Origin of the sequence: Actinophytocola sp. (genome assembly GCF_036002505.1) — a bacterium.
Classification (GTDB): Bacteria; Actinomycetota; Actinomycetes; order Mycobacteriales; family Pseudonocardiaceae; genus DASYTH01.
This window is the reverse complement of record NZ_DASYTH010000462.1, coordinates 14377-27471: the sequence shown is the minus strand read 5'-3', so window position 1 is coordinate 27471 and position 13095 is coordinate 14377. Positions and strand designations below refer to the sequence as shown.

At 70.5% G+C, this 13095-nt stretch carries 12 protein-coding genes; 7 read left to right on the top strand and 5 right to left on the bottom strand.

Annotation, left to right across the window (positions count from 1 at the left end; genetic code table 11):
• Positions 1–230: 230 nt before the first annotated feature.
• Positions 231–1868, top strand: a complete 1638-nt coding sequence (locus VGR06_RS40520) for a P-loop ATPase, Sll1717 family (RefSeq protein ID WP_327564557.1) — start codon at positions 231–233, stop codon at positions 1866–1868.
• A gap of 2 nt (positions 1869–1870) precedes the next feature.
• Positions 1871–4018: a hypothetical protein gene (locus VGR06_RS40515; protein WP_327564556.1), complete on the top strand. Its 2148-nt coding sequence runs from the start codon at positions 1871–1873 to the stop codon at positions 4016–4018.
• Here the strand turns inward: VGR06_RS40515 and VGR06_RS40510 are convergent.
• The 5 genes from VGR06_RS40510 to VGR06_RS40490 all read right to left on the bottom strand — a co-directional run bounded on the left by VGR06_RS40510 (position 3993) and on the right by VGR06_RS40490 (position 7621).
• A complete protein-coding gene (locus VGR06_RS40510; protein ID WP_327564555.1) occupies positions 3993–4766 on the bottom strand; it encodes an ESX secretion-associated protein EspG in 774 nt (257 codons plus the stop codon). The genes VGR06_RS40515 and VGR06_RS40510 overlap by 26 nt on opposite strands.
• A gap of 2 nt (positions 4767–4768) precedes the next feature.
• Positions 4769–5359 (bottom strand): hypothetical protein, encoded by a 591-nt coding sequence (locus VGR06_RS40505; protein ID WP_327564554.1) that lies wholly within the window; start codon positions 5357–5359, stop codon positions 4769–4771.
• Positions 5356–5811 carry a hypothetical protein gene (locus VGR06_RS40500; RefSeq protein ID WP_327564553.1) on the bottom strand — a complete coding sequence of 152 codons (456 nt, stop codon included), beginning with the start codon at positions 5809–5811 and terminating at the stop codon, positions 5356–5358. Before VGR06_RS40500 ends, VGR06_RS40505 begins: the two co-directional genes overlap by 4 nt.
• Before the next feature lie 13 nt (positions 5812–5824).
• Complete coding sequence (locus VGR06_RS40495; RefSeq protein ID WP_327564552.1) at positions 5825–6979, bottom strand: hypothetical protein; 1155 nt, start codon at positions 6977–6979, stop codon at positions 5825–5827.
• A 165-nt stretch (positions 6980–7144) separates the two neighbouring features.
• Positions 7145–7621 carry a DUF1707 domain-containing protein gene (locus VGR06_RS40490; RefSeq protein WP_327564551.1) on the bottom strand — a complete coding sequence of 159 codons (477 nt, stop codon included), beginning with the start codon at positions 7619–7621 and terminating at the stop codon, positions 7145–7147.
• A 225-nt stretch (positions 7622–7846) separates the two neighbouring features.
• On the opposite strand from VGR06_RS40490, the gene VGR06_RS40485 reads away from it, so the two are divergent.
• The 5 genes from VGR06_RS40485 to VGR06_RS40465 all read left to right on the top strand — a co-directional run bounded on the left by VGR06_RS40485 (position 7847) and on the right by VGR06_RS40465 (position 13081).
• Positions 7847–8632 (top strand): electron transfer flavoprotein subunit beta/FixA family protein, encoded by a 786-nt coding sequence (locus tag VGR06_RS40485; protein WP_327564550.1) that lies wholly within the window; start codon positions 7847–7849, stop codon positions 8630–8632.
• A gap of 14 nt (positions 8633–8646) precedes the next feature.
• Complete coding sequence (locus VGR06_RS40480; protein WP_327564549.1) at positions 8647–9615, top strand: electron transfer flavoprotein subunit alpha/FixB family protein; 969 nt, start codon at positions 8647–8649, stop codon at positions 9613–9615.
• A 105-nt stretch (positions 9616–9720) separates the two neighbouring features.
• Positions 9721–10491, top strand: a complete 771-nt coding sequence (locus VGR06_RS40475; RefSeq protein WP_327564548.1) for a GNAT family N-acetyltransferase — start codon at positions 9721–9723, stop codon at positions 10489–10491.
• A 107-nt stretch (positions 10492–10598) separates the two neighbouring features.
• Entirely contained in the window at positions 10599–11456 is an 858-nt protein-coding gene (locus VGR06_RS40470) for a lysophospholipid acyltransferase family protein (protein WP_327564547.1), read from the top strand.
• Positions 11457–11701: 245 nt separating this feature from the next.
• Positions 11702–13081: an MFS transporter gene (locus tag VGR06_RS40465; RefSeq protein ID WP_414637437.1), complete on the top strand. Its 1380-nt coding sequence runs from the start codon at positions 11702–11704 to the stop codon at positions 13079–13081.
• The last annotated feature ends 14 nt before the right edge of the window (positions 13082–13095 follow it).

Here is a 13095-nt window from a genome sequence, read left to right as displayed (position 1 = left end):
GTTACCGCACGGTAGCCGATCGCGAAGGGTGTTCACTCGCACGGGGTCGGCGGGAGGCGTGAGTGCACGTTGCGAGCTCGGAGCGCAAATTCCGATCAAGCCGTGTCCATTGTGGATTTGCCCAGTTACGTCAAAAGAGTGAATCGGCGAATTCCGGTGCCCTGATCTTGTATCTGTGGAATGCTCGCACTCTCTGTCTTGATACAGAGCCCCTCGTCGAGGGAGAGGTAGTGCGCGAGCTAGATCGAATACTGACCACGCAGCGTCCCTTTGGCCCGCCGGACACCGAAACCGTGGTGAATGCCGGCGTTCATGATGCCGATCGGCTGTTCGACCGGAGCAACCTGATCTATGCCAGGGCGATGGGACCGGCGCGGCCGACCTACATCGTCGGGCGGAAGGGAGCCGGGAAGACCGCGTTTCTGTTGAGCTCGACCTTGCGGGGCGGGCCGCCGTCGGAGGTGCTGCGGACCGCGACGGTCTACCACGAGATGGCCGCGGTGCTCCGCCGGTACCGCAACGGGCGCGGGCCGCTGTTCGTGGAGCAGGCCGCGGAGATCTGGCTGGCGCTGTTCGAGCAGGTGGCGGTGTACCACGCGGGGCGGCACGCCTCGGCGGGCGACTCGCCGAACGATCTGCAGGTGCTGTGGGACTACCTCGGCCCGCCCGGAGCCGGGCCGGAGGACGCGACCGGGATGGCGGAACGGTTCCTGTCCGAGCTGCAACGGCGGATCGCCGACCCCGGCGTGGTCGGCCTGCGCGAGGTGCTCGAGGGGCAGGCGCACGGCGGGAACACGATCGGCCGGGTGCGGCAGGCGATGGCGAACGTGCTGCGCGGGCGGGGTGAGCCGCTGGTGATCGTCATGGACAACCTGGAGGACCTGCACGAGCAGCTCGGCGAGCTGCACCACGTGCTCGCCGGGATGTTCGCCGCGGTCGGGCGGGTGATCGCGGACCACCAGGACTGCCGCCCGTACGGGTTGCAGATCTGCCTGCCGTCGGAGCTGTTCGACCAGATCCACGAGATCTCCGCCGCGCCGGAGAAGGACTTCAGGCTCAGCTACCTCACGATCTACTGGACCGCCAAGGAGTTGCTTCGCCTGGCCGGTACCCGGCTGCAGCTGTTCCTGCAGATGCACCACCCGGACCGGGTGGACGCGCTGCGGCGCGCGGCCGACCGGTTCGACGAGCCCGACCCGGCCGTCGCGCTGCTGCGCGCGGCCCTACCCGAGACCGTCCGGAATGGACTCGGCCGGCCCGAGGATCCGCTGGCCTACGTGCTGCGGCACACCCAGCTGCTGCCCCGGCATCTGATCGAGATCCTGAACAGCGTGTTCACCGCCCGGGTCCGGGACTCCCTGCCGTGGGCGGTCTCCCCGGCCGCGGTGCTGATCGGCACCCGGGCGGCCGAGCGGCTGATCGTCAAGGGGGTCTTCGCCGCGCACCGCGCCTCGTTCCCGTTCGCCAGCGACGCGCTGAACCGGTTGTCCGACGCACTGCCGATCTGCTTTCCCGCCAACGAGCTCCGCAAGATGTTCAACCGAAAGGGAATCCGGAAGCTCACCGGAGTGGATTTCGACGATTTCCTGTCAATGCTGTTCACCCTCGGTGTGGTCGGTGTCCGGTTCGACCAGACCGCGCGCTACAACAAGGCGCATTTCCAGTACACGTTCGACTCGGTGCTCACCGCCGAGGAGGATGTCGACCATTTGTGCTTCCACCCGCTGTTCACCCGGTTCCTGCACGAGCGGTCACTTCCGGGCCTGCGCAAGGGCCGGGCCCTGGCCACCTACCCGCACGGCTGCGACCCGGCGGACGAGGACTACCGCGTCTCGCTCGGTTACGCCGAAGCGCTCCAGCGGAGTTGATGATGGCGCTGCCACCCCGGACCAACCGGCCGCTGCCCAGCGAGGCGGCCGAGTACGTCGAGGCGCCGCCGGCCGGCATCCGGATCGGGATAGCGCTCTCCGGCGGCGGGATCCGGTCCGCGGCGTTCAACCTCGGTGCCCTGCAGGCGGTGCAGGCCAAGGGCGTGCTCGACCGGGCCGCCTACCTGGCCGCGGTGTCCGGCGGGAACTACGTGGCCAGCGCGCTGACCATCAGCGGCGCGCACTCCGACCCGGCGCACGACAACGGCACCCCGCTGTGGAGCCGGGGCTCGCCGGAGGAGCGCTACCTGCGCCAGCACACCGACTACCTGGCACCGGCCCGCACCGGGAAGGTCTGGCTCGGGCTGAGCCTGATCTACGGCGTCGTGCTGAACTACCTGCCGTTCCTGCTCTGCGCGTTCATCGCCGGGCGGCTGGTCGGCTGGCCGCTGCACGCCGCACCCCGGCCGGTGGCGGGGTTGCTCCTGGTGGCCGTGGGTGCGGTGGCGGTGGCGCTGGTCCTGGTGGCGTTCCGCCGGTTCCATGACGGTCGCCCGGGGGACTACGGCAACACCCGCTCGGAGGGGATCGCGGCGAACCTGGTGACGGCCGCCGCGGCGGTGGGTGTCCTGCTGGCCCTGCCGGTGCTGGCCGGGCTCTACGGTTCGGTGTCCACGTCCCTGCTGACCTGGCTCTTCGCCGATCCGGTGATGGCGTTCGACACGGCGGCCGGGCGGCTGGCCGCCGCGACGGTCTGGCTGCTGGTGCTGCTGTGCGTGGCCGCAACCGCCCTGGCGCTCAGCCAGCGGTTCCGCGCCCGCCGGCTGATGCTGGTGCTGTCGTCGCTCGCCGGCGCGGGGCTGCTGCTGGTGCCGCTGCTCTCCGCGCTCGACCACGCCATCCGGTACGGCCTGCGCTCCCCGGCCGACCTGATCGGGCCGGCGGCCGCGCTGCTGGTCGTGCTGATCATGGCGGTGTGGGTGCACAACCGGCGCTACTCGATGCACCTGTTCTACCGGGAACGGCTCAACAGCGCGTTCGCCCTGCGGCGGACGCGGCGGCCGGGCCCGGGCGGCGGCGAGCAGGTCATCGCCGAGCCCATCGGGTACGCCGAGCCACTGTACTTCTCCGAGGTCGGCGCGAAGCTCGAGGGCAACGGCCGGCGGCTGCCGAAGCTGATCGTCTGCTGCGCGGTGAACCTGACCATGCACGAGGTCCCGGTCGGCCGGTTCGCGGCCTCGTTCACGTTCGAGCACGACCGGTCCGGCGGCGTGCCGTTCGGCTACCGCGGCACCGCGGACTACGAGGAGCGCGCGGGCCTGGCCGGCACGCAGCTCACCCTGCCGTCGATCATGGCGGTGTCCGGCGCCGCGCTCTCCCCGTTGATGGGCCGGTTCACCTACCCGCCGCTGCGCTTCCTGATGGCGCTCACCAACGTCCGGCTCGGTGTGTGGATCAAGAACCCGCTGCACCGCGGTTCCGGCCGGACCGACGCGGCGCTGTCCCGGCTGCCCGGCTGGCTGGCCCGGGTGATGACCTCGATCCGCACCGGCTGGCACGAGCCGGGCGCGCTGTACGTGCTCCGGGAGGCGCTGGGCGGCACGCGGTCCACGCACCGCTTCATCTACCTCACCGACGGTGGGCACTGGGAGAACCTCGGGCTGGTGGAGCTGCTGCGCCGGCGCTGCACGCACGTGCTCTGCTTCGACGCCAGCGCCGACCGCACCGGCGCCGGCCTCGACCTCGGGCGGGCCATTGCCCTGGCGCGCACCGAACTGGGCGCCGACATCGAGGTGGACCCCGCTCCCGTGCTGCCCGACGAGACCGGCCTCGGCGCGGACATCGCGGTGGCCGGGCGGGTGCGGTATTCCAAGGACCAGGAGGACGCCAAGCTCGTCTACGCCCGGGCGGTGCTGACCGGCGCGTCCAGCTGGGACCTGCACGCGTTCCGGGCCCGCGACAGCCGCTTCCCCAACCACTCCACGACGAAGCAGGTGTTCAGCGACGAGCAGTTCGAGGCCTACCGAACCCTCGGCTACGAAGCCGGCTGCCGCGCCGTCGAGCTCCTCAACATCCCCGACCCGCTGCTCCGGATCCCCGGCCCGCAGTCCGGAAACGGCATGCTCAGTACGGGCCCGAAGGCTCCATGAGTCCGGTGATGTGGTGGCGGATCACCCTGGTGTCCGCCGGGATGATCGTCGTGTAGCTGTTCCCCGCGTTGTCCGGGCGTTGCAGCAGCAGATACCGGCCCTGGGTGGTGTCGGTGTAGGCCAGCGAGCCGATCAGCTTCGCCTCTCCGTACTTGCCGCGGTGCACCGAGATGGCGGCCGTGGTGAGCGTGGTTCGGGTCAACACCTCCAGTTGGTTGGCCTGGTCGCCCCGAACACCGGCCGAGCGCAACCAACTTCGCTGCGCCACACTGCCCTTCCCGTCCACGGCGAGCTGCACGCCGCGCTGGTACACGTCCGTGGGAATGGAGTAGGCGCTGCCGACTCCGGACCGCGCCTCCGGCAGAAGGTTGAGAAACCAGGTCGTCATATGATCGGAATGCAGGCTCGAGAGCGACACCTGCTCGCCGTCGATGAGCGCGCCGGCCGCCACCGGCCCGCGCGCCGCCACATAAGCCCGGCGCCGCTGCCCCGACATTTCCCGCCAGCCCAGACCGCGACCGTGCCGGCCCAGTATCTCCAGCAGATCCGCCAGCTCCGGTTCGACCTCGCGCAGCGTCCCCAACCGCGACCGCGCCATTTCGGCCTCGGCCTCCGCCACGTACCGCCGTCGCTCCTCCTCGTCCACTCCATGCTGGTCCACGGCCAGAAACACCGGCATCAACGGCAGTCGAAGCGCCTCCCACAGCACCTCGAACACCAGAGTTGACATCGTCAAGGAGACAGTCACGACTACTCGTATGGCTCAGGTGTGCGAGACACTACCTTTTCCGCTAATCCCACGTCGGTGTCACAGGGGGCGACACCACGCTTGGTCTCGTCGAGGATGGTCAGCGAAATGTAGCCGTCGGCCGCTCCGAAGGCGGTGAAACAGTACTTGTCCGAGCCCGTGGTCACCGGGTTGCCCGACCATGCCCTGCGCCCGCCGATCTGAATAAACTTGCCGTTGGGCGACACGCTTGGCGGGGTGTAATCGGAGAACTTGAGAGCGTTGCGACTCACCTTGACGGTTAGGATACTGAACGCGTCACTCATTTGTACGGTCACGACGCAGGCATCGCCCTTGTCTCTGGGTTCATGCGTCGTGTGCCCGCCTCGGTCGGGGCGTATGGGCAGGTCGGCCAAGGTGAGCAGGTCACACATGGCCAGGTCGTCGAGGGACCGCTGGGTGCTGGGAGCCGACATGGTGGAGCTTCGCTGGGGTGCGCTTCCAATTTCCGCCCGGGGTACCGGCGACCCTGCCACGAGGGAGGTGCACGCCATCGGGAGAAACAGGGCCGTGGTGAGGGCCATGGACGTGGCGATGAGCTTGAGCGCGATCATTGGGGGCCACTGCCGTCGAATTCTTTTGCGCTGTCGAGGTCGGTGTGCAGGTGGGCCGCCAGCGCCTGCCGGAACGCTTCGTGAATATCCTCCAGTGGCCCTATGATATCGCCCAGTACCCCGGCGAGGCCTCCGTCCGAAGGCCCCATGCGATCGGCCATCTTTTTCCTGATCTGCAACGATGGTGGAAACTCGCCAAGGGGGACGTCGGCGGCTCTCCCGGCTTCTTCAATCAGATTGATTCGGTGCTCAGTGATATCGTTGATCTTCTGGGCGAACCGGTTGAGCCACGCCTGGATGGACGTGGGGTCCATGGCCACCGACTCAAGCCATGCCTCCACTACGGAACCGGCGTTTCGCGCGACTTCCCGGGTGTCCTGCACGAAATCGGTGACGCCGCTTGCTCTGGTCCCAACGATTCCGAACGAGCCTAGGGCGTCTTGGTCGGCCATCGCATTATCTCCACTAATCCACGCCGATGACCGGTGGGGAGGTCATCTGGTCGGTGCCGAACAGGTCTTCGGAGTCCTCGCCGGACTCGAGGAACGCCGGGCGCTGGTGCTCGGCGTCCTCGTCACCCGATCGCCGGCCGCCGCCCGCGATCGGTGACTCCGCCGCACCGGGTCCGAGACCGCCCGCGCCGCGCCGGCCGAGAGTTTCCCGGTCAAGCACGCCGCCGTTGCCGGATGCCGGCAAACCACGGCCACCGCCGGGGTTGCCGCTGCCGGTCCGGCCAAGCGGCGCTCCGGTTGTCCGCCCACCCGGCGCCCCGGGGAGGGGCGTCGCCGCGCCCGTGCCCGGGGCGGCCGATTTGCCATGGGGAGCGTCAAAAGGCACGTCGACACCGGGCGAGGAGTTCGCGACAGAGGTGGCATTCGCTTGGGAGGTGACCTGTACCGGCCCTGTGGTCAGGGTCCGCCTTGGGCCGGGTGGTGCCGGCCGGTCGGTCAGCGGAGCGGGGCGCGGTGGATCCGTCCCGGTGTCCGGCCCCGGCACGATCGGCCCCGGAGCGCCGGGAGGAACTGGCCCACCCGGACCGCTGGGGATGGGCCGAGGCGCGGGAGGCTGAGGTTTCGGGTCGGCCGGTTGCTGCTGGAATGGTTCAAACGGGGGTGAGTCCGCGTCGGCGGCCCGAGCGGCGTCGGTGAGCTGCTGCATGACGTCGCGGCCTTCCTGCGTCCGGAACTGCAGCTCCACCGCAAGAGGTACCGCCATGGGCCCGAGCACCAGTGGACCGGCTCCGCTTTCCACCAGATCATCGGTCGGCAGCAATGGCGGCACGTGGGAACGCGCGGTACCGACCTGCTCGAGATACCTGCTGAACACCGTGCTGAGCCCGTGGGCGTGCTCCGCCAATCCTTGGACGTAATTGCGAACCCGCTCGATCGCTTGCCCGCCCTTCCGTGCCGATGGCGCCTGCCAGATGTGCTCCAATTGGCCTACCAGGTCCTTCAAGTCGGCGAGACCTGAATACAGCTCATCGCCGATCGCGGCCAGTCGGTTCATCGTCTCAAGACCCGCCTCTGGTTGCACGCCCACGGTCAGCTGTTGATGAATCGACCGCAGCCTCAAGGCTCCGGGGTTGGGCGGGTTATGTACATAGGAGTCGTTGGCAGTCACCAGATCCATCCCTCTTCCGGACGAAGCCGCACCCGGCACGCGTGAGCTAAAACGCCGGTGGGACGACACGGTGACGCCAGTGGTTCACAGCAGGACAAATTGCCCTGAAGCTGTCAACAATGGAGTCTGGCCGGCGAAGTTCCTTTTCGCCTGAAATCGATCAGGTTACCGCTGGGTGGTGCGGCTTTTGCGGCTGGCGGTGGCGCCGAGGGAGAGGCCGAAGAGGGCCGCGCCGGGGATGGCGAGCCACATTGGCCAGAACTCTTCTACGTGGGAGTCTGTGACGCTGACCAGAAGCCAGACGGTGACATTGACGCAGACGACGGCCAGCCAGATCGTCCAGAGGACCTTGAGCGGAGCCGGGAGGCCGGCGTAGTAGCTCAGGATCGGGTTGTCCGGCTCGGGCGTGGCGGGTGCCGGTGCGGGCGGCGAGGGTGTGGCGGGCCGGAGCGCGCGCGGGGCCGGGAGATCGGTGAAGAGGTCGGCCAGGTCGCCGTAGGTCACCGCCTGGTAGGCGCGGTGCAGGCGGGCGTCGTACTCCTGGATGTCGAGGCGGCCTTCGTCGTGGGCCGCCCGGAGCTGCTCGGCGGCGGCCTGCCGATCGGTGTCCGAGGCTCGTAACTCCCGCCGCCGCTCGTCCATCCAGCTACCTCCCCGCGCCTGTTGGGTGCAATCGTGTGACGGGAGGCCGGGATGGTGGCGGGCTTCGCTCAGGCATTGTCGAGTTGATCTCCGGTGGCGGGACTAACCTGTCCACTACATCGGGTGAGTACGGTCACGAAGCTCGGCGGCGTGCTCGCGTTCGCCCTTATGCTACTGGCAAGTAACATGCGCACGCTGGTGAAGCGGGGAGGTCGAAGCAGACCCATGCCAAACATCGTGGTCCTGGTCAAGCAGGTGCCGGACACCTACTCGGAGCGGAAGCTGACCGACGGCGACTTCACGCTCGACCGCGACTCGGCCGACGCCGTGCTCGACGAGATCAACGAGCGCGCCGTGGAGGAGGCCCTGCTGCTCAAGGAGGCGCACGGCGGCGAGGTCACCGTGGTGAGCGTCGGGCCGGAGCGCGCGGGTGAGGCCATCCGCAAGGCGCTGTCGATGGGGGCGGACAAGGCGGTGCACGTCTCGGATCCCGCGCTGCACGGCGCGGACGTGATCCAGACGGCGAAGGTGCTGGCCGCCGCGATCGGCCGGGTGGAGGGCGCCGAGCTGGTGATCGCCGGCAACGAGGCGAGCGACGGCGGCGGCGGGGCGGTGCCGGCGATCCTGGCCGAGTTGCTCGGCTACCCGCAGCTCACACACGCGCGCAAGGTCGAGCTGGACGGCACCACGATCAAGGTGGACCGCGAGACCGATGACGGGATCACGCACCTGGAGGCCAGCCTGCCCGCGGTGATCAGCGTCGGCGAGAAGATCAACGAGCCGCGCTACCCGTCGTTCAAGGGGATCATGGCGGCCAAGAAGAAGCCGGTGGACACGCTGACCGCGGCCGACCTCGGCATCGACGCGAGCGAGGTCGGCCTCGCCAACGCGTGGTCGGCGGTGGTCGAGGCGTCGCCCAAGCCGCCCCGCACGGCCGGCCAGAAGGTCGCCGACGAGGGTGACGGCGGCGCGCGGATCGCCGCGTACCTGGTGTCCCAGAAGCTCATCTGAACTCGAGGAGAGACATGTCCGAGGTCCTGGTCCTCGTCGAGCACGCGGACGGCGAGGTCAAGAAGGTCACCTACGAGCTGCTGACCGCGGCCCGGGCGCTCGGCGAGCCGGCCGCGGTGGTGGTCGGCGCGCCCGGCACGGCGGCGAAGCTGCGCGAGGCGCTGGCCGCCTACGGTGCGGCCAAGGTGTATGTGGCGGAGTCCGACGACGCGGTGAGCTACCTGGTCACGCCGAAGGTCGACGTCCTCGCCGCGCTGGTCGGGCAGGCGTCCCCGGCCGCGGTGCTGGTCGCGGCCACCGCCGACGGCAAGGAGATCTCCGCCCGGCTCGCCGCGCGCACCGGCTCCGGACTGCTGGTCGACGCGGTCGGGCTGGAGGGCGCCGGCGCGGACCTGGCCGCCGTGCAGTCCATCTTCGGCGGCGCGTTCGTGGTGAAGTCCAAGTCCACCAAGGGAATCCCGATCGTGTCGGTGCGCCCGGGCGGCCTGGAGGCGGAGCCGGCGCAGGGCGCGGCGGTCGAGGAGGCCGTCGCGGTGCCGGCCGTGGACCCGGCCAAGGCGGCCCGGATCACCGGGGTGGAGCCGATCGTGGGCGGGGACCGGCCGGAGCTGACCGAGGCGTCGGTGGTGGTCTCCGGCGGGCGCGGGGTGGGCAGCGCGGAGAGCTTCGAGGTGGTCGAGCGGCTCGCCGACACGCTGGGCGCGGCCGTCGGTGCGTCCCGGGCGGCGGTCGACTCCGGGTACTATCCCGCTCAGTTCCAGGTCGGGCAGACCGGCAAGACGGTGTCCCCGCAGCTCTATATCGCGTTGGGCATCTCCGGGGCGATCCAGCACCGGGCCGGGATGCAGACCTCGAAAACGATCGTCGCGGTGAACAAGGACCCGGAGGCGCCGATCTTCGAGATCGCCGACTTCGGCGTGGTCGGTGACCTGTTCAAGGTCGCGCCACAGCTCGCCGAGGAGGTCGCGAAGCGCAAGGGGTAACGAGGGGTTGAGGGGTTTGCCGGGGAGAAACGTTCACCAACGCTGCACTCGAACGTCATCGATTCAGGCTCGCGCCGGTAGGTCCGTGCCAAGTAGACCAACCTCATGACGACGTCCGAACTCCTGATCACCACGGCGGAATCGGGAACAGACGCCCCGCGCTACTCCTTTCTCGTCGCCCGGCACGGCGATGAGATCGAGGCAGCCCAACGGCTGCGGCACCGCGTGTTCGCCGGGGAGATGGGTGCCACCCTGCACAGTCCGGTCCCCGGGCTGGACATCGACCACTTCGACGACTACTGCGACCACCTCGTGGTGCGCCACGACCCCACCGGGGAGATCGTCGGCACCTACCGGGTGCTGCCGCCGGGCCGCGCCGCCGAGGCCGGCGGGCTGTACTCGGAGACCGAGTTCGACCTGGCCGCGATCGGCCCGATCGGCGACGCGCTGGTGGAGACCGGGCGCTCCTGCGTGCACCCGGACCACCGCAACGGCGCCGTGGTGAGCCTGGTGTGGGCCGGGATCGGCCGGTACATGTACCTGTCCGGGAACCGGTGGCTGGCCGGGTGCGCGTCCGTGCCGCTGGCCGACGGCGGCTCGCTCGCCAGCGGAGTGTGGAACCTGGTGCGGGACAAGCACTACGCGCCGCCGGAGTACCGGGTCCGGCCGCTGCATCCGTGGCGGCCCGGCGAGGTGGCGGCACCGGCGCGCCCCCTGCTGCCGCCGCTGCTGAAGGGATACCTGCGGCTCGGCGCCTGGGTGTGCGGGCCGCCCGCGCTGGACGCCGACTTCGGCGTCGCGGACCTGTTCGTGCTGCTCGACCTGCAGCGCGTCGATGAGCGTTACCTGCGGTTCTTCCTGGGGGGACTGGCGTGAGCGCCGGCGAGCGACCGAGCAGCGCAGGGAGGGAAGCCGTCGGGTCCAGAGGCCGCGAACCGCGCGAGCGAGGAACGAGCGAGCGCAGTCAGACACAGCACGCGTGGATGCCCACATCGCCGTGTGGCCCGGATTGCCTCCCGGGGGACGAGCCGACGGTCGGGAAGCTACGGGCGTCGCGGCGGCTGGTCCGTGCCGGCGGGGTGGTGTTCGCCGCGCTCGGGGCGGCCGCGGTGATGCCGGTGGCCGGGCGGCGCGGGCGGGAACGGCTGGTGCGCTGGTTCTTCCGGGCGGTGCTGCGGGCGTTCGGCGTGCGGCTGGAGGTGTTCGGCTCCTTCGCGGGGCAGGGCGCGCTGGTGGTGAACAACCACATCTCCTGGCTGGACATCGTCGCGGTGAACGCGGTGCGGCCGATGCGGGCGCAGGCCAAGAGCGAGGTCCGGGGCTGGCCGGTGATCGGGTGGCTGGCGACCGCGGCCGGCACGGTGTACATCGACCGGGAGCGGCTGCGCACGCTGCCGGCGGCGACCGCGGAGCTTGCGTCGGTGCTGCGGGCCGGGTCGATGGTGAACGTGACGCCGGAGGGCACGAGCTGGTGCGGACTGGCCTCCGGGCGGTTCCGCGCGGCGCCGTTCCAGGCGGCGATCGACGGCGAGGTCCCGGTGGTCCCGGTCGCGCTGCGGTTCCGGATGGCGGACGGCCGGGAGACCACGGCGCCCGCGTTCATCGGCGACGAGACGCTGATCGATTCGATACGCCGGGTGGCCCGGCTGGACGGGCTGGTGCTGGAGGTGCATGTGCTGCCCGCCATCGAGCCCGGCCGGGCAGGTAGCCGGCGCGAGCTCGCGGCACTGTCCGAGGCGGCGATCCTGTCCGCGCTCGGCCGGGTCCACGTGCCATCCCAGCGGCGGATGCGGCTGGCTCGGCCGCTCGCCGAGCACCGGGTGCACAGCCACTCCGCTTAGCGGCATGTTTGCGCCTCACGTCGACGTGTTGGCACCTCACGTCGGTGACTTGGCGCCTCACGATCCCGCGAAGGGTGTGGCTCCGAGGGGTCGGTGGGACTGGCGAGGCGCGCGAACGCGCCACACGCCAGTACGGCGACGCCAGCGGCCAATACGGCGACGCCAGCGGCCAACATGGCGTCGTGAGGTGCCAACATGGGCGGTAATGCACTGGACCTCCATCGGGGTGGAGGTTGCAGGATTACCTGGTGACCGCCACCGACGCCGAGCCGAGAACGTCGCTCTGGGGGCGGGATCGCCGGGCGGCCACGGTGGGCATCGTGGTGATCATTACGGCCCTCGCGTTCGAGAACCTCGGGGTCAGCACGGCGATGCCGCGGATGCTCACGGAGCTGGACGGCAACGCGCTGTACTCGTGGCCGTTCACCGCGTTCCAGGCGGCCAGCGTGACGGCGACGGTGCTGTGCGGGCGGGTCAGCGACCGGTTCGGCCCGGCGCCGGCGCTGCTCACCGGACCGAGCCTGTTCCTGGCCGGGTTGCTCGTCGCGGGCACGGCGTCCGGGATGCCGGCGCTGCTGGCCGGGCGGGTGCTGCAGGGGCTCGGCTCAGGCACCGGGGTGGTGGCGGTCTACGTGCTGGTGGCGCTGGTGTATCCGGAAGACGTCCGGCCGCGCGTGTTCGGGTTGGTCGCGACGTCCTGGCTGGTGCCGGCGCTGGTCGGGCCGACCGCCGCGGGCCTGGTCACCGAACAGGTCGGCTGGCGCTGGGTGTTCCTGGGCCTGACCCCGTTCGCCGTGCTGGCGCTGCTCCTGCTGCTGCGCACGGTCCGCCGGCTGCCGGATGCCGAGCGGGCCGCGCCGCGCCGCCGCGGCCTCGCGCTCGCGGCCGTCGCCACCGGGTTCGGCGTCCCGGCGCTGACCTGGGCGGCGCAGCACCCGTCCGTCGCCACCGCCGTGCTGGGCGTTGCCGGGCTGGCCGCGCTGATTCCGGCGCTGCGGGTGATGCTCCCGCGCGGCACGCTGACCGCCCGGCCCGGGCTGCCGGTGGTCATCCTGTCGCGCGGGCTGCTGGCCGGGGCGATGTTCGGGGTCGAGGCGTTCGTGCCGCTGACCCTGGTGGCCGTGCACCACCTGCCGGTGGCGCTGGCCGGGCTGCCGCTGACCATCGCCTCGATCGGCTGGGTGGCCGGATCCCAGTGGCAGGGCCGGCATCCCGGCATCGCGCGGACCACGCTGATCCGGACCAGCTTCCTCATCCTGGCCGCGGTGCTGGCGGCGATGACGTTGGTCGCGCCGAGCTGGGGTCCGGCCTGGCTCGCCGGGCCGCTCTGGCTCGTCGCGGGTCTGGGCATGGGCATCGGGTTCCCGTCGATCAGCGTGCTGACGCTGAAGTACGCGGCGGAGGGCGACAAGGGGTTCGCCTCGGCGGCGGTCCAGGTCTCGGACATGGTCGGCTCGGCGCTGACCGTCGGGTTCGGCGGAGTGTTGCTCACCACACTGGCCTCCGCCACGCACCCCACCGCCGCCGTCATCGTGCTGGACCTGCTGATGGCGGGCCTGGCGCTGGCCGGCGCGGTGCTCTTCCGGCCGGGCCGGCTGGCCCGTGCGCCCCAGGTAGGTGACTGAATTTCTCTAGGGCG

What these genes read in the sequence shown, in the direction of transcription:
- VGR06_RS40505 (WP_327564554.1), bottom strand. Translation starts at nt 5,359, where the DNA reads ATGATCGCGCTCAAGCTCATCGCCACGTCCATGGCCCTCACCACGGCC.
- VGR06_RS40485 (WP_327564550.1), top strand. Translation starts at nt 7,847, where the DNA reads ATGCCAAACATCGTGGTCCTGGTCAAGCAGGTGCCGGACACCTACTCG.
- VGR06_RS40475 (WP_327564548.1), top strand. Translation starts at nt 9,721, where the DNA reads ATGACGACGTCCGAACTCCTGATCACCACGGCGGAATCGGGAACAGAC.
- VGR06_RS40480 (WP_327564549.1), top strand. Translation starts at nt 8,647, where the DNA reads ATGTCCGAGGTCCTGGTCCTCGTCGAGCACGCGGACGGCGAGGTCAAG.
- VGR06_RS40470 (WP_327564547.1), top strand. Translation starts at nt 10,599, where the DNA reads ATGCCCACATCGCCGTGTGGCCCGGATTGCCTCCCGGGGGACGAGCCG.
- VGR06_RS40490 (WP_327564551.1), bottom strand. Translation starts at nt 7,621, where the DNA reads ATGGACGAGCGGCGGCGGGAGTTACGAGCCTCGGACACCGATCGGCAG.
- VGR06_RS40500 (WP_327564553.1), bottom strand. Translation starts at nt 5,811, where the DNA reads ATGGCCGACCAAGACGCCCTAGGCTCGTTCGGAATCGTTGGGACCAGA.
- VGR06_RS40515 (WP_327564556.1), top strand. Translation starts at nt 1,871, where the DNA reads ATGGCGCTGCCACCCCGGACCAACCGGCCGCTGCCCAGCGAGGCGGCC.